The sequence below is a fragment of the Streptomyces sp. V4I2 genome, assembly GCF_030817655.1.
GTDB lineage: Bacteria > Actinomycetota > Actinomycetes > Streptomycetales > Streptomycetaceae > Streptomyces > Streptomyces plumbiresistens.
On record NZ_JAUSZM010000003.1, the window covers coordinates 850,797 to 869,538 of the forward strand.

General features: G+C 71.8%; 18 protein-coding genes and 1 pseudogene. 14 read left to right on the forward strand and 5 right to left on the reverse strand.

The annotated features are described in order from the left end of the window. The first annotated feature begins 93 nt into the window (after nucleotides 1-93). The 6 genes from QFZ76_RS04790 to QFZ76_RS04815 are packed head-to-tail and all read left to right on the forward strand — an operon-like array spanning nucleotide 94 to nucleotide 5,592. The gene (locus tag QFZ76_RS04790; RefSeq protein WP_307672502.1) at nucleotides 94-1,755 is read left to right on the forward strand and encodes a sensor histidine kinase; all 1,662 of its coding nucleotides are present in this window, start codon (nucleotides 94-96) and stop codon (nucleotides 1,753-1,755) included. Continuing rightward, the gene (locus QFZ76_RS04795; protein ID WP_307672503.1) at nucleotides 1,752-2,174 is read left to right on the forward strand and encodes a roadblock/LC7 domain-containing protein; all 423 of its coding nucleotides are present in this window, start codon (nucleotides 1,752-1,754) and stop codon (nucleotides 2,172-2,174) included. The genes QFZ76_RS04790 and QFZ76_RS04795 overlap by 4 nt, the downstream gene beginning before the upstream one ends. Continuing rightward, entirely contained in the window at nucleotides 2,171-2,545 is a 375-nt protein-coding gene (locus QFZ76_RS04800) for a DUF742 domain-containing protein (protein ID WP_307672504.1), read from the forward strand. The genes QFZ76_RS04795 and QFZ76_RS04800 overlap by 4 nt, the downstream gene beginning before the upstream one ends. Then, on the forward strand, nucleotides 2,517-3,125 hold the full coding sequence (locus tag QFZ76_RS04805) for an ATP/GTP-binding protein (protein ID WP_307672505.1): 609 nt from the start codon (nucleotides 2,517-2,519) through the stop codon (nucleotides 3,123-3,125). The genes QFZ76_RS04800 and QFZ76_RS04805 overlap by 29 nt, the downstream gene beginning before the upstream one ends. Next, nucleotides 3,122-4,360 (forward strand): cytochrome P450, encoded by a 1,239-nt coding sequence (locus tag QFZ76_RS04810; RefSeq protein ID WP_307672506.1) that lies wholly within the window; start codon nucleotides 3,122-3,124, stop codon nucleotides 4,358-4,360. The genes QFZ76_RS04805 and QFZ76_RS04810 overlap by 4 nt, the downstream gene beginning before the upstream one ends. Beyond that, a complete protein-coding gene (locus QFZ76_RS04815) occupies nucleotides 4,357-5,592 on the forward strand; it encodes a cytochrome P450 (RefSeq protein ID WP_307672507.1) in 1,236 nt (411 codons plus the stop codon). The genes QFZ76_RS04810 and QFZ76_RS04815 overlap by 4 nt, the downstream gene beginning before the upstream one ends. A 147-nt stretch (nucleotides 5,593-5,739) precedes the next feature. Here the strand turns inward: QFZ76_RS04815 and QFZ76_RS04820 are convergent, their stop codons facing one another. Then, nucleotides 5,740-7,281, reverse strand: coding sequence for a helix-turn-helix domain-containing protein (locus tag QFZ76_RS04820; RefSeq protein WP_307672508.1), 1,542 nt, complete (start codon nucleotides 7,279-7,281; stop codon nucleotides 5,740-5,742). 157 nt (nucleotides 7,282-7,438) lie between these two features. Beyond that, a complete protein-coding gene (locus QFZ76_RS04825) occupies nucleotides 7,439-8,434 on the reverse strand; it encodes an aldo/keto reductase (protein WP_307672509.1) in 996 nt (331 codons plus the stop codon). 126 nt (nucleotides 8,435-8,560) lie between these two features. Between QFZ76_RS04825 and QFZ76_RS04830 the strand changes: the two are divergent. Continuing rightward, nucleotides 8,561-8,662: pseudogene (locus QFZ76_RS04830) on the forward strand (LysR family transcriptional regulator); the annotation flags it as partial. 15 nt (nucleotides 8,663-8,677) lie between these two features. Here QFZ76_RS04830 and QFZ76_RS04835 read toward each other — a convergent pair. Then, nucleotides 8,678-9,790, reverse strand: a complete 1,113-nt coding sequence (locus QFZ76_RS04835) for an IS110 family transposase (protein ID WP_373464262.1) — start codon at nucleotides 9,788-9,790, stop codon at nucleotides 8,678-8,680. Nucleotides 9,791-9,860: 70 nt separating this feature from the next. Here QFZ76_RS04835 and QFZ76_RS04840 point away from each other — a divergent pair, with 70 nt between their 5' ends. From QFZ76_RS04840 to QFZ76_RS04865, 6 genes are all read left to right on the forward strand, one after another. Then, on the forward strand, nucleotides 9,861-10,784 hold the full coding sequence (locus QFZ76_RS04840) for a LysR substrate-binding domain-containing protein (protein ID WP_307672510.1): 924 nt from the start codon (nucleotides 9,861-9,863) through the stop codon (nucleotides 10,782-10,784). Nucleotides 10,785-10,981: 197 nt separating this feature from the next. Next, a complete protein-coding gene (locus QFZ76_RS04845; protein WP_307672511.1) occupies nucleotides 10,982-11,602 on the forward strand; it encodes an L-threonylcarbamoyladenylate synthase in 621 nt (206 codons plus the stop codon). A gap of 148 nt (nucleotides 11,603-11,750) precedes the next feature. Then, the gene (locus tag QFZ76_RS04850) at nucleotides 11,751-12,506 is read left to right on the forward strand and encodes a dienelactone hydrolase family protein (RefSeq protein WP_307672512.1); all 756 of its coding nucleotides are present in this window, start codon (nucleotides 11,751-11,753) and stop codon (nucleotides 12,504-12,506) included. Nucleotides 12,507-12,724: 218 nt separating this feature from the next. After that, nucleotides 12,725-13,606 (forward strand): MHYT domain-containing protein, encoded by an 882-nt coding sequence (locus QFZ76_RS04855; protein WP_307672513.1) that lies wholly within the window; start codon nucleotides 12,725-12,727, stop codon nucleotides 13,604-13,606. A gap of 47 nt (nucleotides 13,607-13,653) precedes the next feature. Further along, nucleotides 13,654-15,156, forward strand: a complete 1,503-nt coding sequence (locus QFZ76_RS04860; protein ID WP_307672514.1) for a metallophosphoesterase — start codon at nucleotides 13,654-13,656, stop codon at nucleotides 15,154-15,156. A 72-nt stretch (nucleotides 15,157-15,228) separates the two neighbouring features. After that, complete coding sequence (locus QFZ76_RS04865; RefSeq protein WP_307672515.1) at nucleotides 15,229-16,266, forward strand: LLM class flavin-dependent oxidoreductase; 1,038 nt, start codon at nucleotides 15,229-15,231, stop codon at nucleotides 16,264-16,266. Between the two features lie 6 nt (nucleotides 16,267-16,272). Here QFZ76_RS04865 and QFZ76_RS04870 read toward each other — a convergent pair whose 3' ends face one another. Together QFZ76_RS04870 and QFZ76_RS51660 are read right to left on the reverse strand one after the other, a co-directional pair. Next, nucleotides 16,273-17,241, reverse strand: a complete 969-nt coding sequence (locus QFZ76_RS04870; RefSeq protein ID WP_307672516.1) for a TauD/TfdA family dioxygenase — start codon at nucleotides 17,239-17,241, stop codon at nucleotides 16,273-16,275. Nucleotides 17,242-17,428: 187 nt separating this feature from the next. Then, entirely contained in the window at nucleotides 17,429-17,692 is a 264-nt protein-coding gene (locus tag QFZ76_RS51660) for a hypothetical protein (protein WP_373464263.1), read from the reverse strand. Between the two features lie 159 nt (nucleotides 17,693-17,851). On the opposite strand from QFZ76_RS51660, the gene QFZ76_RS04880 reads away from it, so the two are divergent. Further along, nucleotides 17,852-18,682: an aldo/keto reductase gene (locus QFZ76_RS04880; RefSeq protein ID WP_307672517.1), complete on the forward strand. Its 831-nt coding sequence runs from the start codon at nucleotides 17,852-17,854 to the stop codon at nucleotides 18,680-18,682. Nucleotides 18,683-18,742: the final 60 nt, after the last annotated feature.

Sequence of the window (18,742 nt, forward strand, 5' to 3'; positions counted from 1 at the left end):
GGGTGCCTCGCGTGAGGGCTTCGTGCTCTCCGCTGCCCGGTTTCCCCCCACCTCCTCCCGGATCTCTCCCGACTTTCCCTTGGAACCGATTCGATGATCGAATTACCGGACCTGGTGGCCGGCGGTCTCGCCGCCGGCACACTGTCCGCGCTCGTCCTCGGCGGCGGGTTGCTGCGGTCTCGGCGCCAACAGGCCGCGCAACGCACGGAGATCACCGCACTGCGCGCCCAACACGACGGCGCGACACGGGTGTTCATGGCGGAGGTGGAGCATCTGGCGGCGCAGCGCGTACCCGCCGCCGCCCGCCGACTGGCCCATCCGCACGTGGTCGTCCCGGGCCCCCTGGATCCGCAGATCGCCGGGGCGCCGCTCGGCCTCGCGCTGGAGAACGTGCTGAGCGGGCTGCGGGCCGAGCTGGCCGAGCAGCGCACCCGGATCGACGCGGCCGCGCAGGCCGGGATGCGCGGGGCCACCCGCGAGATCCAGGCCGCGCTGTACCGGCTCCAGGACGCGCTGCGCGGACTGCAACAGCGCTATGACGATCCCGAGTTGGCACAGACGCTGTTCCAACTGGACCACGAGAACGAGCAGTCGCTGCGGCGCGCGCAGGTCGCCGCGGTGGTGTGCGGGGCCTGGGTGGGACTCGCCCGCGAGGAGTCGCATCTGGTGGAGGCGGTGACCGGTGGCCAGGCCAGGCTGGCGGGCTACCACCGGGTCCGGGTGCACAACCATCTGGAACCGGGCACCGCGCTGGTCTCGCACGCCGTCGAACCGGTCGCGATCATCGTCGCGGAGCTCCTCGACAACGCGCTGCGGCACTCCGCGCCGGACACCGACGTCCTGGTCAACCTGGAGCACGTCCATCACGGCGTCTGCGTCACCGTCGACGACGCGGGCCTCGGCATGACCCAGGACGAACGGGCCCGTGCGCAGCGGCTGGTGGCCGGTTCCGAGCCGATCCTGCTCACCGACCTCGGCGATCCGCCGCGCATGGGGCTCGCCGCGATCGGCCGGCTCACCCGGCAGTTCGACCTGGGCGTGGACCTGTCCTCGCCGTCGCCCTACGGCGGGGTGCGCGCGGTGCTGCGGGTCGACAGTCACCTCCTGAGCCGCATCGACCCGGTCGAGCACCCGCCGGCGGCCAGCACGCCGCGCTCGACCCGCAGGTCCGCGCCACAGGCACCGGCCGCCGTCTCCCACGGCCACGACGGTGGCGAGCAGAGCCACGGGTACGGGGCCGAGCCGAGCGACGACGCCTCCACCGCCGTACCGGGCCATCAGGCATCACAGGCCGACGCGGGCGGTCTGCCGCGGCGGCGGCGCCGGACACGGGGCGCAACCCCGGCCCCACCCGCGCCGGAGCAGCCGGCACTCCGCCCGGAAGAAGCCGCGGCCGCGCTCGGCGCACTGCAGTCCGGCACCGCCGCGGCCCGCGGACACACCGAGAGCGCGCGGATCGCCGTACCGGAGGAAACCGCTGTACCGGGCCATCAGGCATCACAACCCGACGCAAGCCGACTACCGCAGCGGCGCCGCCGGACACCGGGCGCAACCCCGGCCCCACCCGCGCCGGAGCAGCCGGCACTCCGCCCGGAAGAGGCCGCGGCCGCGCTCGGCGCACTGCAGTCCGGCACCGCCGCGGCCCGCGGACACACCGAGAGCGCGCGGATCGCCGTACCGGAGGAGACCGCCGTACCGGACATGACCGTGCACGACACCGAACAGACCGACTACGAAGGGGGAGCGGCTCGATGACCAGCCGCGATGCGGGCGACACGGCGTGGGTGCTCGAACCGATCCTGCAGGTTCCGCATGTCGTCGCCGCCGTCCTGCTGACCAGGGACGGACTGGTGACGGGTTACACGGAGGCGCTGTCGCAGGCCTCGGCCGAGCGGGTCGCCGCGATCACGAGCACCGTGCAGGGCGCGTGCCGTGCCGCGGCCGCCGCGTTCGCCGACGCCGACCGGGCCGAGGTGCGGCAGGTCGTCGTCGAGTCGGACCACGGCTACGTCCTGATCGTGCCGACGGACCACGGCACCTGTGTGGCCGCCTACGGGGACGGCGACGTGCGCCTCGACCTGCTCGCGCACCGGGTGCACTCGCAGGTGGCACGGCTGGGCGAGAAGGCGATGGCCGCGGCGACCCGAGGGGCCGACGGCGGCACACCGGCATGACCGGCCGCCGGGCCGGCCGTCCCTTGGTTCCCGCGTATCTGTCGACGGGCGGTGTGGCCCAGACCGGCCGGCCGCCATTGGAACGGCTGTCGGTGCTCACCCGCAGCGGTGTGCCGGTGGCGACAGGGCTGTCCGCCGATCTGCCCGCCGCCGCGCACGCCCTGCTCGACGCCCTGGAGGACGGGTCGCTCACGGTCGTGGAGGCGGCGGCCCTGCTGCGGCTGCCGGTCTCGGCGGTCCGGGTCCTGGCCGCCGACCTGATCGACCAGGACCTGGTACTGGCCCGCCCGCCGATCCCGCCCGCCGAACGCTTCGACCCCGACCTGCTGAAGAGAGTGGCTGATGGCCTCCGCACCCTCAAGCACGACTAGCGGGATCCACCTGCCCGACACGGCTCGTGACCTGGTGAAGATCCTGGTCGCGGGCCCCTTCGGGGTGGGCAAGACGACACTCGTCGACTCGGTGTCCGAGATCCGTCCGCTGCACACCGAGGAGCCTCTCAGCGAGGCGTCCGCGCAGGTGGACGATCTTGAGGGGGCGCGGGACAAGTCGACGACGACCATCGCCGTCGACTTCGGGCGGATCAGCCTGCCGGGCGGGATCGTGCTCTACCTGTTCGGCACGCCCGGCCAGGAGCGGTTCCGGTCGGTGTGGGACGACATCGCGTACGGGGCACTCGGCGCCCTCGTGATGGTCGACAGCCGCCGGATCGACGCGTCGTTCGACGTGCTCGGGCTGGTGGAGGAGACCGGGCTGCCCCACGCGGTGGCCTTCAACGCCTTCCCCGACGCGCCGGGCCACTACACCGAGGCGCAGGTGCGCGCCGCCCTGGACCTGGAGCCGGGCACGCCGATCGTGACGTGCGACGCCCGGGACGCCGACTCCTCGATCGACGCGCTGCTCGCGCTGGTCCACCACCTGATCGACCGCCACCCCCCGGAGCACCGGTGACCACCTATCCCCCGCCCCAGCAGTCCTTCTCCCGTTCGACGCCCGTGCGGCTGTGGGAGAACGGCTTCGCGCTGGACCCGTACCGCTACTACGCCGCCCTGCGCGCCCAAGGCACCGTCGGCTGGGCGGAGTTGGCGCCGGGCGTGCCGGCGTACGTCGTCACGGACCGGCGGGCCGCGCTGGATCTGCTCAACGACACGGACGCGTTCTCGCACGACCCGCGGCCCTGGGAGTCGACGGTCGCGGACGACTCGCCGGTGCTCGGCATGATGCGCTGGCGGCCCAACTCGCTGTTCGCGGACGGCGCCGCCCACCTGCGCTACCGTGGTGCGCTGATCGACACCTTCGAGCAGGTCGAGCCGCACGACCTGCGGGCGCGGGTGCACCGGGCGGTACGTCTGCTGGTGAGCCGGATCGGGCCGCGCGGGGAGGCCGATCTGGTGGGCGAGTTCGCGCGGCCGCTGATGGCGCTGGTGTTCAACAGCCTCTTCGGACTGCCGGACAGTCGCAGCGACCGGCTCGACTCGGCGCTCGGCAAGATGATGGAGGGCGGCGCCGAAGCGGCCCGGGGCGAGGTGGAGTTCAGCAGGTACGTCCTCGGGCTGATCGCCGCCAAGACGGAGCGGCGCGGCGACGACCTGCCGAGCCGGCTCCTGGACCATCCGGCCGGGCTGACCCCGGAGGAGGTCGCCTGGCAGGTGTTCCTGACGCTCGGCGCCGGGCACGAGCCGACCGCGAACCTGGTGTCCAACGCGCTGTCGCGGATCCTCGGCAACCCGCTCTACTACTCCACCCTCACCAGCGGTGCCCGGACCGTGACGGACGCCGTGGTCGAGGTGCTCCACCACGAGACGCCGCTGGCGAACTACGGCATCCACTACGCCCGCCGTCCCGTGACCCTCCACGGGGTGTGGATCAGGGCGGCCGTCCCGGTCGTGATCTCCTACGGGGCGCTCGCCCACAGCGCCGAGCAGGAGGTCACCAGCGGGCGCCACCCCAAGGACGCCTCGCACCTGTCGTGGTCGGCCGGCCCGCATGCCTGCCCGGTCAAGCAGCACACCCTGCTCATCGCGACGGAGGCGATCGAACAGCTCACCCAGTGGCTGCCCGGCCTCGAACCCGTTGTGCCTCGCGAGCGCCTCAGCTGGCGGCCCGGGCCCTTCCACCGCTCGCTCACCTCACTGCCCGTCCGGTTCAGCCCCCGCTCCCCCGACCAGCCAGGAGCCCCGTCGTGACCGTGACCGACCGCATCGACCGCTTTGTCATCGACCCCTTCGGATCCGACATCGCCGGCGAGAGCGCCCGGCTGCGCGCCCTCGGCCCGATCGTGCCCGTGGAGCTGCCGGGCGGCATCCCCGCCTGGGCGCCCACCGGCTACGGCGTCCTCAAGGGCCTCATCCTCGACCCGCGGGTCAGCAGAGATCCCCGCAAGCACTGGCGGCTGTGGCCCGAGCTCGGCGAACACCCGTCCTGGGGCTGGGTCCTGGGCTGGGTGGGCGTGGTCAACATGCTCTCGACGTACGGCGCCGACCACGCCCGGCTGCGCAAGCTGGTCGCGCCGAGCTTCACGCACCGGCGCACCGAGGCGATGCGGCCGCGGGTGGAGGCGATCACCACGGAGCTGCTGGACGCGCTGGAGGCCGCCGACACCGACGTCGTCGACATCAAGGCGGGGCTCGCTCAGCCCCTGCCGATGCAGATCATCTGCGAACTGTTCGGCGTGCCCGAGGAGTTGCGTGCGGACACCGGGCGGCTGATCGCGGCCATCATGGACACCTCCGACCCGAGCCCGGAGCACGCCGCGTTCGTGCAGCAGCAGATCGGCACGGTGCTGCCCGCGCTCATCGCGCACCGCAGCGAGCACCCCGGCGACGACCTGACGACGGAACTGATCCGGGTCCGGGCCGAGGACGGCGACCGGCTCAGCGACGAGGAACTCCTGTACACGCTGCTGTTGGTCATCGGCGCCGGATTCGAGACGACGGTCAACCTCATCGGCAACGCGGTCGTCGCCCTGCTCCGGCGTCCCGAACAGCTGGCGGCCGTACGGTCCGGGGAGATCGGCTGGGACGCGGTGGTCGACGAGACGCTGCGGGTCCACCCCTCCATCGCCTCGCTGCCGCTGCGGTTCGCCGTCACCGACCTCACCGTCGGCGACGTCACCGTTCCGGCCGGGGACGCGATCATCACGACGTACGCCGCCGCGGGGCTGGATCCCGCGCACTACGGGCCGGACGCGGACGCCTTCGACGCGGCGCGCGGGGCCGACGACCACCTGGCGTTCGGGATCGGCGTGCACCGGTGCATCGGCGCGCCGCTGGCCCGTACGGAGGCTCTGACCGCACTGCCGGCGCTGTTCGAGCGGTTCCCGGACCTGCGGCCGGCCGTGGACGCGGACGAGCTGCGGCAGGTGCCGTCGTTCATCGCGTTCGGCTGGCAGGAGATTCCGGTACGGCTGCACGGCTGACCGGAGGGTCAGTACGGCTGCACGGAAGTGAGGCGCGGGAGCGCGACCGGTCCCCCGTTCCGGTCGGGCCCCCGCGGTGCCTAGAACTTACGTGTGAAACGGAACAGATGTGAATCGCGTCGATGCCCGCTGTGCCGTGCACAGGGCTCACCCGTGCACAGGTGAGTCCGGATGGCCCGGTTTCGCCCGGTCGAGGACGGGCGGTTCGAGGTCGCCCAGGACCAGGTGGGCCAGGACGACCTCGTAGAGATCGCTGCCGGCGGCCAGCAGTCGGCGTTCGAGAACGGGTTCCGCGCTGCGGACGTGCTCGCGCACGGTCTGCGCGTGCATCCCGAGTGTCTGGGCGGCCCGTTCGGAGTTCCCGCCGGCCGCGATCCAGGTGCGCAACGTCCGGCGCAGGTCGCGGGCGTCGGCGTCCAGCCGGCCGAGGAGGTCGTGCGCCCACGTGTGGACCGCGGTCCCGGCGAGAAGGTCGGCGAGCCGGGTGGGGGCGGTTTGCTCCGCGCCCCGCGCGGCCGGGATCTCGGCCAGGCCGACCTGGGTGTTCAGGGCGAGGTGGGCGGCGGCGCGGACGGTCAGGTCGGAGAAGTCGGTGCCCAGCATGCCTTCGACGCGTTCCATCCGGGCGCGGACGGTGTTGCGGCTGACGCCGAGGACCTTCGCCGCGTTGACGGCGGTGAACTCCAGCCCGAGCCGCGTGGTGGCGAGGAGTTCGGCGCGGGTGTGGTGCGGCAGGGTGTCGAGCGGGCGCAGCACCCGGGCGGTCCAGTCGCGCAGGGCGACGGGGTCCATCAGGCGTTCGGGGTGGGTGCGTTCGGCGTAGACGGCCGCCTTGTCGGGCCGGAAGTGCGCGACGGCGAGGGCGCTGACGGCCTGCCCGTAGGCGGTGGCGGTGCGGGCCAGGCTCTGCCGGACGCTGCCGCCGAGGAAGACGCCGGGGTTGCGCCCGATGAACGATCGCAGGGCCTCACCGACCGCGTCCCCGGGGGTCACGACGATCACGTGCCCGTCCATGGCGGGGCAGCGCACGACGAGGGCCTGATCCTGGATCGCCGCGAGGCACTCCTCGGCGATGCGGTCGCGTTCCTCGGCGTCGCCTTCGAGGACGTAGACGCAGGCGGTGTCCGTGTCGAGCAGCCCCGGCCACAGGCCCGCGGCGACCCGGCGGGCGGACACGGTGTCCTCCACCATCAGCAGTTGCAGGATCGCCAGCCGCAGATCGGAGGTCGCCCGCTCCAGCCGGCGTCCGGCGACGGTCGACTCACGTGCCCGCAGCAGCAGCTCGACGACCTGCGCGGTGTGCGTCACGATGTCGGACGCCCGCCGGTCGAACGGCGTCGTGCGCGCCACCGCGAGGACGCCGGCCGACGACGGGACCGACCGCTCCACCCTGACCAGCCGCAGGTGCCGGCCCTCCCCCTCCCATGCGGCGGAGGCGATACGCCCGGCGACTATGTCCGCGACCAGGCCCGCGTCACGATCCGCGTCCAGGCGCACCGGGGTGCCGCCGAGGAGCGCGCCGGCGCCGTCCTGGAGGGAGGCCTCGCCGCGCACGGCGTCGGCGAGCCACGCGACGACCCGGCGTACGTCGCGCCCGGTCGGCCGCAGCTGGTCGAGTAACTCCTGCGCCCATGCCGCGTCCGTGCCCGTCACCTCCGGGTGACGGAATCCGTCCTCTCGGCCAGCCACGTCGGCCCTCTCCTCGCCCATCGCATCACCCGGCATTTCGGTCAGGGACGTTACCTCACCCCTGCCGGACGCCCGCCTGTGCGAGCGCTCGTCCTGTCGCCCACGCGAACGTGCCGGTGGTCGTCGGGAGAGTCAAGGCCGCTCGCCGTGGCTGGGTTCAGGTGAGCACCGAGCCCGTTCCCTGGGGGGCGAAGCCGGCCAAGGCCTCGTCGACGCGTGCGAGAGTGTCGTCGTGCAGGTCGACGCGGGCGGCGGAGAGGTTCTCGGCGATGTGGGCCGGGGTGCGGCTGCCGGGGATCGGCACCACGTGGTCGTCCTGGTGCAGCAGCCAGGCCAGCGCCAACTGGCCCGGCGTCAGCCCCAGGTCGGCCGCGATGCCGCGCAGCGGGGCGTAACGGTCGTTGTTGGTCCTGAGGTTGGCCTCGTCGAAGCGCGGGATGTTGCGGCGGAAGTCGTCCTCGGCGAGGTTCTGCACGGTGCCGGCCAGGAAGCCGCCGCCCAGCGGGCTCCAGGCCACGATCCCGACGCCCAGTTCCCGGGCGGCGGCATGCAGTTCGGGCTCGACGGGCTGCCACATCGACCACTGGGTCTGCACCGCGGCGACCGGGTGGACCGCGTGGGCCCGGCGCAGCTGGTCGGCCGTGACGTTGGACAGACCCAGGTGGCGCACCAGGCCGTCCTTCACGAGGTCCGCGACGGCGCCTACGGTGTCCTCCAGCGGGACCTGCGGGTCGGGGAAGTGCGGGTAGTACAGATCGATCACGTCGGTGCCCAGGTTGCGCAGCGACTGCTCGGCGTACCCGCGTACGTAGCGCGGCTCGGCGTTCACGGCGAGCTCGCCGAAGGCGTACGACACCGGGAAGCGGTGGCTCTCGGCGCCCTCGGGGACGCGGAAGCCGAACTTGGTGGCGACGGCCACGCCGTCCCGGCGGCCCTTGAGTGCCTCGCCGACGACTCGTTCGTTGTGGCCGTCGGCGCCGTAGCCGTCGGAGGTGTCGATCAGGGTGGCGCCCTCGTCCAGTGCGGCGCGCAGTGCGGCGACGGCTCGCTCGTCGTCGATCTCGCCGTACATGCCGGGTGACAGCACCATCGCGCCGAAGCCGATCGCGGAGGTCTCGAGGTCGCCGAGGAAACGGCGGGGCAGGGTGGTCATCGGGTTGCTCCTGGTGTCCGGTCTCTTGTCGTCTCGGCCACTTGCTGTGACTTGCGGTCTCTTATGGCCCCAGCCTGTCCCCGGTTCCCTGCCGTCGTCCAAGACCTAGCGCTATAACCGTTGGTTATGGACGTTCATCTGCGCGACCTTCGGTACTTCACGGTGCTCGCGGAGCATCTGCATTTCACCGTGGCGGCCCAGAAGCTCTTCATCTCGCAGCCCGCGTTGATGCCCCTATGGATGTCAAGCGGCGTCTCGGGCTGGTTTCGTGGGGTGTGCCGCGGTGTTTGCGGGGGCGATATGCCGGTAGATCTCTCGTGCCACGTACCGTTTGAGGCAGCGGATGATCTCGCGTTTGGTCTTGCCCTCCGCGAGGCGTCGCTGCAGGTAGTCCTGGGAAGGGCCTGCCCAGCGCAGGCGGCTGAGGACGATCCGGTAGAGGGCGGCGTTGGCCTGGCGGTCGCCGCCGCGGTTGAGTCTGCGGCGCTGGGTCTTGCCGGAGGATGCCTCGACCGGGCTGGTGCCGCACAGGGCGGCGAAGGATGCCTCGCTGTCGAGGCGTTCGGGGTTGTCACCGGCCGAGATGAGCAGGGCTGCTGCGGTGTCCGGGCCGACGCCGTGGACGTCGAGCAGGCCCGGAGTTCTTGCTCGGATCGCTTCTGTTATCCGCTTGTTGAGGTCGTTGATCTCCTCGGTCAGGTGCTGGATGCGGCGGGCCAGCAGTCGCAAGGTGTGCCGCGCGGCCCCTGCCGGCCCGGAGACTTCCGACTGCGCGAGTAGAGCGCACTGTTGGAATAGTTTCGGGTTGCTCAGCCCTGCCAGGGACTCGCGAAGTTCGGCATCGGTGCAGACCAGAACGCTCTTGAGCTGGTTGATGGCCTGGGTCCTGGACTTGATCGCGGACCCCTTCGCCAGCTTGAACAGCCGCAGCATCTCCACTGGGCCGTCACTCGTCTTCGCTGCGGCGGTGGCGCGACCGGACAGCACGGCGCGGGCGGCGGCTTCGGCATCGACGGCGTCGGTTTTGCCGTGGCGCCGCCGGGCGGCCTTGTCGGGCTGGTTGACCTCGGTCACCTCGATGCCCTCGGCCCGCAGGTGTCGCGTCAAGGCTGCGCCGTAGGAGCCGGTGCACTCGACCCCGGCTCGCCGCAGCCTGCCGAACGAGCGTGCCCAGGACAGAAGTTGACGATATCCCTCGGCGGTCGCCGGGAAGCTGCGGCCGTCCAGAACGGCGCCGAGCGTGGTGATGACGGCCGCGGCGTGGACGTCTTTGTGGGTGTCAACACCGAGCAGGATGTCCTCCTCGGCTTCGGCTGGGACGTGACATGGGGCCGTGGGCTGCGTGATCCTGGTCAAGGCCGCTGGTCTCCTGATCGCCTCGGGTGCCGGTGGCCGTCGCCGGGCCGGGGCGGTCAAGACTGTGACGGTGCCTGTCGCGAAGGCCCCTATCGGGACACGTCCCCTGCCCGGCGGCAGCGAGTACCGCTCCAGGCAGTGGCCGACAGATCAACGCCAAGGCAACAACGCCAGTCGAAACACGGGTCAGGCCACCGCCCGGAACGGCACCCGATCATCCTCACAGTCGAAACAGATCCGGGTGCTGGAGCGGCAGTTGGGCTTTCCGCTGTTGGAGCGCAGGCCTCGCGAGGTCGTGTTGACGCCCCAGGGGCAGGCTCTGCTGCCGAAGGCCCGGAAGTTGGTGGCGGCCTGGGACGAGGCCTGGCGGGAGGCGCGGGCCGCCGGTCCGACGTTCTCGCTCACCGTCGGCATGCAGACGGCCGTCGGCCGTGACCTGCAGCGCGAGGCGCTGGCCCGGTTCCGGGACCAGGGCTGGCGGATCTCCCTGCGGCTGGTCAGCTGGGAGGATCCGACCGCAGGTCTCGGCGACGGAGGGTCTGACGTCGCGTTCCTGTGGCTGCCGCTTCCCGTGCCCGGCCTCGTCTCGCGCACGCTGGTCCGCGAAGACCGCTGGGTCGCCCTGCCGGCCGGCCATCGGCTCGCCGCCCGGCCGGCGGTGGACCTCGCCGACCTCGCCGACGAACCCTTCGCGGCGCTGCCCCGCTCGGCCGGACCGGTGCGGGACTTCTGGCTGGCCACCGACGCGCGCGAGGGCCTCGAGCCCCGGATCGGCACCGAGGTGACATCTCCCGCCGACACCTTCGAGGCCGTCGCCTCCGGACTGGGCGTGGCCCTGCTGGCGGAGGGCAACGCCCGGCTCTACCCGCGCCCCGACGTGATCTGTCGCCCCCTGCGGGGCCTGGCACCGGCGGAGCTGGCCCTGGTGTGGCGCGCCGACGACGCCCGGCCCGAGGTGGCGGAGTTCGTGGCCGCGTTCACACCGCTCCCGTGACCGGCACACCATCCCACCCACACCAACCCCCCGACCCGCACACCATGCCGCCCCGGCCCCGCGCTGCCCTCATAGCCACGCTCACACCGCTGCCACGACCGGCACACCATCCCACCCACGCCAACCCCGCGACCGGCACACCATGCCCGCACCCGGGCCTGCGCGGCCCGCAACCCCGCACGGCATAAGCTCGAGAGATGGCCAAGTACTTCGACGTGCACCCCGACAACCCGCAGCCGCGCACCATCTCCCAGGTCGCCGACAGCGTCCGCTCCGGCGCGCTCATCGCGTATCCGACGGACTCCTGCTACGCACTGGGCTGCCGACTGGGCAGCCGCGACGGCATCGACCGGATCCGGACGATCCGCCGGCTGGACGACCGGCACCACTTCACCCTGGTGTGCCAGGACTTCGCGCAGCTCGGCCAGTTCGTACGGATCGACAACGACGTCTTCCGCGCGATCAAGGCGTCGACGCCCGGCAGCTACACCTTCATCCTCCCCGCGACGAAGGAGGTGCCACGCATGCTCCAGCATCCGAAGAAGAAGACGGTCGGCGTGCGCATCCCCGACCACGTCGTCACCCAGGCCCTGCTCACCGAGCTCGGCGAGCCGCTGCTGTCCAGCACGCTGCTGCTCCCCGAGGAGGAGGAGCCGATGACGCAGGGCTGGGAGATCAAGGACCGGCTGGACCACGTGCTGGACGCGGTGGTCGACTCCGGGGACTGCGGCACCGAGCCGACGACGGTCATCGACTTCTCCAGCGGCGAGGCCGAGATCGTACGAAAGGGCGCGGGCGACACGTCACGGTTCGAGTAACGGGTTCCTCAAGCGGTGTTCACGGCGAGGTCAGGGGACCAGGGGCGCGGAAGGTGCCCCTGATCGGGCGTGTCACGATGCCCATGATCCGTTCGGTCGCCCGGACGGTTCAGCCGGCCGACACTCCCCCAGAGAGGCAGCCCCAGCCATGACCGCCGTACAGGGAACCGCAGTGGACATCACCACGGACGACGGCACCGCCGACGCCTATCTGGCACATCCCGGTGACGGCCGCCCTCATCCGGCCGTGCTGCTCTACATGGACGCCTTCGGGCTGCGGCCGCAGCTGACGTCCATGGCCGACCGGCTGGCCGAGGCCGGTTACACGGTGCTGGTGCCCAACGTCTTCTACCGGGACGGGCGGGCGCCCGTGGCGGAGCTGCCGGAGTTCATCGACGAGGGGACGCGGCCGAAGCTCTTCGAGCGGATCGGCCCGATCATGGCGGCGCTGACCCCGGAACTGGCGATGCGGGACGCGGACGCGTATCTGCGTCTGCTGGCCGACTCGCCGGTGGCCGCCGACGGCCCGATCGGTGTCACCGGCTACTGCATGGGCGCCCGGCTGGCTCTCCTCACCGCCGGCACCTACCCGGACCGGGTCGCCGCCGCGGCCGGCTTCCACGGCGGGCGGCTGGCGACCGACGCCCCGGACAGCCCGCATCTGGTGGCCGGCGACATCACCGCCGAGCTGTACTTCGGGCACGCAGACCAGGACCCGTCGCTGCCGGTCGAGCAGATGGAACGCCTGGAGGAAGCGCTCACCGCGGCCGGCGTCCGCCACACCTGCGAGGTCTACTCCGGCGCGCACCACGGTTTCACGCAGGCCGACACCGACACGTACGACCGCGCGGCCGACGAGCGGCACTGGGCGGCCCTGCTCGACCTCCTGAAGCGCACCTTCTGACGGCGGTGTCACGCGGGGTAGGTGTGTTTGGAGCGTGTCCCACCCGGGCGCTCCCAAGAGCCGGTTTGGCCGGAACTCGCCCTTGCCTGACCGAAGTTCAACCCTGCCGCAGGTGAGTTGACCCCTTACCCCGGGTTACCTTCAGGAACCGCTTGCTATACGCAGCCATTACCCGTAACTCTTCCCCCCTCAGGCCATGACTCGGGGGGAGTTGGCATATGGAAGGCACGGTTGACGGGTTCCGCTATGGGTTAGTGACCCCGGTGGTGGCCTATGTGATGGCATGTCTGGGAGGCGCGCTGGGGCTGCGCTGCACGGTCCGGTCCCTGCTCGACACGCAGTCGTGGAAGGCCGGCTGGCTGGCGCTGGGCGCGGCCGCGATCGGCTGCGGCATCTGGACGATGCACTTCATCGCCATGATCGGTTTCCAGGTCGAGGAGACCCGGATCCGCTACGACGTGAGCCTGACGGTGCTCAGTCTGGCCGTGGCGATCGTGGTGGTCGGCATCGGCGTGTTCATCGTGGGCTATCGCGGTGCGAGCCCGGTCGCGCTGTCCGCCGCGGGCGTCGTCACCGGACTCGGTGTCGCCGCCATGCACTACCTGGGCATGGCCGCGATGCACCTGAACGGAGACGTGCGCTACGACCCGCTCGTCGTCGCGCTCTCGGTGCTGATCGCGATCGTCGCCGCCACGGCGGCCCTGTGGGCGGCCGTCACGATCCGCGGCTTCCTGACGAGTCTCGGGGCCAGCCTGATCATGGGCGTGGCCGTGTCCGGGATGCACTACACGGGCATGGCCGCCGTGAGTGTTCACCTGCACGGCACCGGGAGCGGCACCTGGGCCGGCGACTCACCCCACTCGCTGCTCTTGCCCATGCTGCTGGGGCCGGTCGTCTTCCTCGTACTCGCGGGTGTGGTGGTGATGTTCGACCCGCTGCTGGTCCTGGGCGACGGCGACTGGAGCCGGTCCGCACGGCTCGGGCGAGCCACGCCGCCCGCGCCCGCCGAACCGCCGCGCTCCGTCTTCGGGAGCACGGCCGGTGCCGTACCGCGACCGCGACAGCCGTACGAGACTCCACCGCGCACCCGCCGCCGGTGAGCTGACCCAACTCCCGTCCGATTCTAGATCGTTGTTACGGTGCACCGGTGTCTGATTCCTCACGTGATACCGCCGAAGGCGCCGGCTGGGGCTCCGCGGAACGCGGTGCGTACCAGCAACTCATGCCGCAGAAGGTCGAGAAGATCTCCTGGCTCGACCCGCGGATGCTCTGGGCCGCCCGCAACGGCGTCGTGGCCTCCTGGTTCGGGGACCCCACCGCCCGTACCCGCAACCGGTGGGTCGAGCAGCGGGCGGCGGCCGGCGCACCGGCCGACAAGGTGATCCGGCGAGACGACCCGGACCGGTTCTCCTTCATGGTCATCGGCGACACGGGCGAGGGCGACGATCCCCAGTACGCGGTCGTGCCCGGATTCCTGAAGGTCGGTCAGGACACGCGGTTCGCGGTGGTCGCCAGTGACGTGATCTACCCGGTGGGCAGCGCGGACGACTACGGCACGAAGTTCTTCCGCCCGTACCAGGACTACCGGGCGCCCATATACGCGATACCCGGCAACCACGACTGGTACGAGGACCTCGGCGCCTTCATGCGGGTCTTCTGCGACGACGCCCCGCCCCTCGAACCGGAACGCAGGCCCCGCCCCCTCACCCGCGCCTGGCTGCGGTCCCTGCTGTGGCACCGGCCTCGCGCGAACGACGGCCAACGCCTCGACGAGGTACGGGCGTTGCGTTCCGCGGCCGCCCAACAGGCCGTCCAGCCCGGCCCGTACTGGGCCGTCGACGCCGGACCGGTGCGGATCATCGGCATCGACACGGGCCTGCTGGGCACCCTCGACGCCGAACAGGGCGCCTGGCTGCGCGAGGTCTCCCAGGGCCCCCGCCCGAAGATCCTGATCACCGGGTCGCCCCTGTACGTGGACGGCGAGCACCACCCGTGCGCGATCGACGGCGGCGGCACGGTCGACGACATTGTGCGCGACCCCGACCACCACTACGTGGCGGCGATTGGCGGCGACATCCACAACTACCAGCGCTACCCGGTGCAGGTGGACGGCCGCACCATCCAGTACGTCGTCGCGGGCGGCGGCGGCGCGTTCATGCACGCCACCCACACGATCCCCCACATCTCGGTCGCGAACGTCACCGAGAAGGACTTCCGCTGCTATCCGCTGCGCGGCGACTCCCTCGCCTTCTACAGCAGGCTGTACGGCCGTCGGCTGCGCCTGCGCCGCTTCTTCACCCTCACCGAGGCCGAGGCGACGGCCGTGATCGCCGAACGGCTCGGCATCACACCGACCCGTACCCCCGGCGAGCCCACGCGGATCACCCGGCGCACCCGTCTGGTGGCCGGCCTGCTGGGCGCGGGCGGCCGCCCCGACCGGACCTCGCGGTTCCGGCTCCCGGTCCGCAAGATCTACACGCAGCTGTTCTCGCCCAGCTCGGCCACGTACAGCCCGCCGTTCTTCAAGTGCTTCCTGCGCCTGGACGTCACGCCGGAGACGATCCGGCTGCGCTGCTACGCGGCCACCGGCAACCGCGCCCAGGAGATCGATCCACCGGTCGAGGACGAGATCACCATCCCGCTGACCTGATCGCAGCCGTCCCTTCACCGCCTGCGACAATCCAGACCCGACCGCTGTACGACACGACCGCTGGAGGAGCCCGTGCCGCCGACTTCTCGACCGCTGCGCAAGCTGGGCTTCCTGACCATCGGGCTGTTCGACGAGGCGGATCCGCGCCGGGGCCACGAGTCCACGCTGGAGATCATCGAGCTGGGCGAGCGGCTGGGCTTCGACAGCGCATGGCTGCGCCACCGCCATCTGCAGTACGGCATCTCGTCGCCGGTGGCGGTCCTGGCGGCGGCCTCGCAGCGCACCCGCCGGATCGAGCTCGGCACCGCGGTCATCCCGCTGGGCTGGGAGAACCCGCTGCGGCTGGCCGAGGACCTGGCGACCGTCGACCTGCTGTCCGGCGGCCGCCTCAACCCCGGGGTGAGCGTGGGCCCGCCCATGCACTACGACCAGGTCAAGGGCGCCCTGTACCCGGACACGGCGGAGGCCGAGGACTTCAGCTACGAGCGGGTGCGGCGGCTGCTGGGCTTCGTGCGCGGTGAGCCGGCCACCGACTTCAGCGGGGTCGAGGGGTTCGAGGTGTTCAGTGACCGGGTGCAGCCGCACTCCCCCGGGCTGGGCCGCCGCCTCTGGTACGGCGGCGGCAGCCTGGGCTCGGCGAGGTGGGCCGGCGAGCACGGTATGAACTTCCTGGTCAGCAGCGTCGTCAAGGCCGAAAGGGCCGAAGGGGCCGAAGGGGCACCGGACTTCGCCGAGATCCAGCTGTCCCACATCCGCGCCTTCCGCGCCGCCCACCCCGACGGCGAGGCCGCCCGCGTCTCCCAGGGCCTCGTCGTCATCCCCACCGACTCCGCCTCGCCCGAGCAGCGCGCCAAGTACGAGGAGTACGCGGCCAAGCGCACTCCTCGCACGGCGACGCCGCAGGGCCCGGCCCGTCTGATGTTCGCCCCGGACATCGTCGGCACGTCGGCCGAGATCGCCGAACGGCTGCACGCGCACGCCGCGTTCCGCGAGGTCGACGAGGTCGCGTTCGCGCTGCCGTTCACCTTCGAGCACGAGGACTACGTGCAGATCCTCACCGACATGGCGACGAAGCTGGGCCCGGCGCTGGGGTGGCGACCCGGCGTCTGAGCACGGTCACCAGCGCCCGGGCTCGGTGCCGGTGATCGGCTCCGACGGCTTGCCGTCCACTCCGACCGGGACGTCTCCGGTGAGCATCACCCGGTGCATGGTCCGCGGGAAGCCGAGGTGGGCGTTGTCACCGGGCGCGAGATGGATGGTGGCCCGGTTGTCCCAGAAGGCGACGCTGCCCGGCTCCCAGCGGAACCGGACCGTGTACTCGGGCCGGGTCGCCTGCTCCAGCAGCATCTCCAGGATCGCGGCGCTCTCGGCCCGGGAGAGGTCGGCGATCTGCTCGACGTAGTAGCCGTTGACGTACAGGATCCGCTCCGCCGTCTCCGGGTGGACGCGCACCAGGGGGTGCAGGGACGCGACCTGATGGTCCAGCAGATGCCGCACGTACGCGTCCTCGCCCGGCCGCGGCTGGTAGCCCACGCCGAGCCGGTGCTCGGCGCGCAGCCCGTCGACGAACTCCCTTACCGGGCTTGAGAGTCCGGCGTAGGCGACCGCCAGGTTGGACCAGGTGGTGTCGCCGCCGTACGGCGGGACGGTCTCCGCGCGCAGGATCGTGGCGGCCGGCGGGTCGACGCGGGCGCCGTGGTCGCAGTGCCAGCCGCGCAGCAGGGTGTGCCGTCGGCGCTGCAGCCATTCGTCGTGCTCCATGCCGAACCTGCCGCCCAGCTCCAGCCGGTCGGCGGTCGTCTCGATCTCCGGGAAGTCCGGCGTCGAGGCGCCGCCGCGCTTGCGCAGCACGACCGGTTCGCCGAAGCGGCGAGCGAACGCGATGTGCCCCGCGTGATCGAGCCGCTGCCCGCGGAAGAACACCACCTTCCAGCGCAGCACCGCCGCCCGGATCGCGGCGACCACGGCGTCGTCGAGGCCGCCGGCCAGGTCGACGCCGGTGATCTCGGCTCCGATGTGTCCGGCGACCGGTTTCACCTCGATCCCCTCGTGCGAGCGGTCCGCGGTGGCCCTGTCCGTCGTCATGCGCGCTCCGATGGTCCGTCCCCGCCGGCCCGGGTCGGGCCGGTTCCAGGGAGATCGTGACAGCGTTCGGCGGGCCTGGCGACAGGGCCTCGTCCCGCCTGTACGACAGCCAGCACCGCGTCCGCCACGCCCGCGACGGAGCGCCCGGACGTGTCGATGTGCGCCAGGCCGTGGCCCTCGTCGCGCATCAGCTGCTGATAACGCCGGGTACGGGACAGGAACTTGTCCACCAAGTACTGTTCCCGGCCCGGGTGCGCGGGACGGTCAGCCGGGTCACGCGGGTGGGCCACAACGCGGAGCCCTCCAGGACCAGGCCGGGGCCGTCGCCGGTCGCGCGGTCGGTGATCAGTTCCTCGATGCGCGGCCACAGGCGGGCGTAGTGGTCGAGGACCGAACGGATCAGGTCGTCGACGTCGAGAGTCGCGTAGTGCTCGGCGACGTGCGGGTGCATCTCCCACTCCGCCTCTTCCCGGCGTGGGACGTCCCCCGATCAGCACCACCCGCACATCCCACACGCGCGACACCTCCCTGCACCCCGCCCGTCCGGTTGATCATTGCTGTCCCTGTCCCTGACCCTGGATGCACGACACAGTCAAGGGAAGGTCCCGCAGTGATCAGCATCCCGACCCACACCCTCAACGACGGTACGACGATCCCCGCCCTCGGCCTCGGCACCTGGCCGATGGACGACACGCAGGCGGAGCAGGCGGTACGCGGCGCGCTGGAGTCCGGTTACCGCCTGGTCGACACGGCGACGAACTACCGCAACGAGACCGGCGTCGGCCGTGGCGTGGCCGGCAGCGGCGTGCCCCGGGAGGAGATCGTGGTGACGACCAAGCTCCCCGGCCGCCATCACGGCTACGAGGAGACCCTCGCCTCCTTCGAGGAGTCCCGCACCCGCCTCGGCCTCGACCAGGTGGACCTGTACCTGATCCACTGGCCGCTCCCCCGCGTCGACAAGTACGTCGGCTCCTGGAAGGCCATGATCAGGCTGCGCGAGGAGGGGCTGGTCCGCTCGATCGGCGTCTCCAACTTCACGGCAGAGCACATCGAACGGCTGGAGAAGGAGACCGGCGTCCTGCCCGCCGTCAACCAGATCGAGCTGCACCCCTTCCTCCCACAGGACGAGCTGCGCTCCTTCCACGCCGAGAAGGGCATTGTCACCGAGAGCTGGAGCCCGCTGGGCCGGGGCACAACTCTGCTGGACGACCCCGCTGTCGTCGCGGTCGCCGAGGCCCACGGGGTGACGCCCGGGCAGGTCGTGCTGCGCTGGCACGTCCAACTCGGCGCGATCCCCATCCCGAAGTCGGCGGACCCGGAGCGGCAGCGCCACAACCTCGACGTCTTCGGCTTCGAACTGGACGCCGCCCAGATGGCGGCGATCGCCGACCGCGCCCCTCGGCGGATCGGCGGTGACCCTGAGACGCACGAGGAGTTCTGACTCGTCGGCGGGGTACTCGGAGGCCCGCACGACAGGGCGGCCCGGTGGTACGGGACGCCC

Bases quoted from the DNA above. Each gene is read 5' to 3' on its own strand.
- QFZ76_RS04795 (WP_307672503.1), top strand. From the start codon at position 1,752: ATGACCAGCCGCGATGCGGGCGACACGGCGTGGGTGCTCGAACCGATC.
- QFZ76_RS04870 (WP_307672516.1), bottom strand. From the start codon at position 17,241: ATGACGACGGACAGGGCCACCGCGGACCGCTCGCACGAGGGGATCGAG.
- QFZ76_RS04790 (WP_307672502.1), top strand. From the start codon at position 94: ATGATCGAATTACCGGACCTGGTGGCCGGCGGTCTCGCCGCCGGCACA.
- QFZ76_RS04825 (WP_307672509.1), bottom strand. From the start codon at position 8,434: ATGACCACCCTGCCCCGCCGTTTCCTCGGCGACCTCGAGACCTCCGCG.
- QFZ76_RS04850 (WP_307672512.1), top strand. From the start codon at position 11,751: ATGACCGCCGTACAGGGAACCGCAGTGGACATCACCACGGACGACGGC.
- QFZ76_RS04800 (WP_307672504.1), top strand. From the start codon at position 2,171: ATGACCGGCCGCCGGGCCGGCCGTCCCTTGGTTCCCGCGTATCTGTCG.
- QFZ76_RS51660 (WP_373464263.1), bottom strand. From the start codon at position 17,692: ATGCACCCGCACGTCGCCGAGCACTACGCGACTCTCGACGTCGACGAC.
- QFZ76_RS04845 (WP_307672511.1), top strand. From the start codon at position 10,982: ATGGCCAAGTACTTCGACGTGCACCCCGACAACCCGCAGCCGCGCACC.
- QFZ76_RS04805 (WP_307672505.1), top strand. From the start codon at position 2,517: ATGGCCTCCGCACCCTCAAGCACGACTAGCGGGATCCACCTGCCCGAC.
- QFZ76_RS04855 (WP_307672513.1), top strand. From the start codon at position 12,725: ATGGAAGGCACGGTTGACGGGTTCCGCTATGGGTTAGTGACCCCGGTG.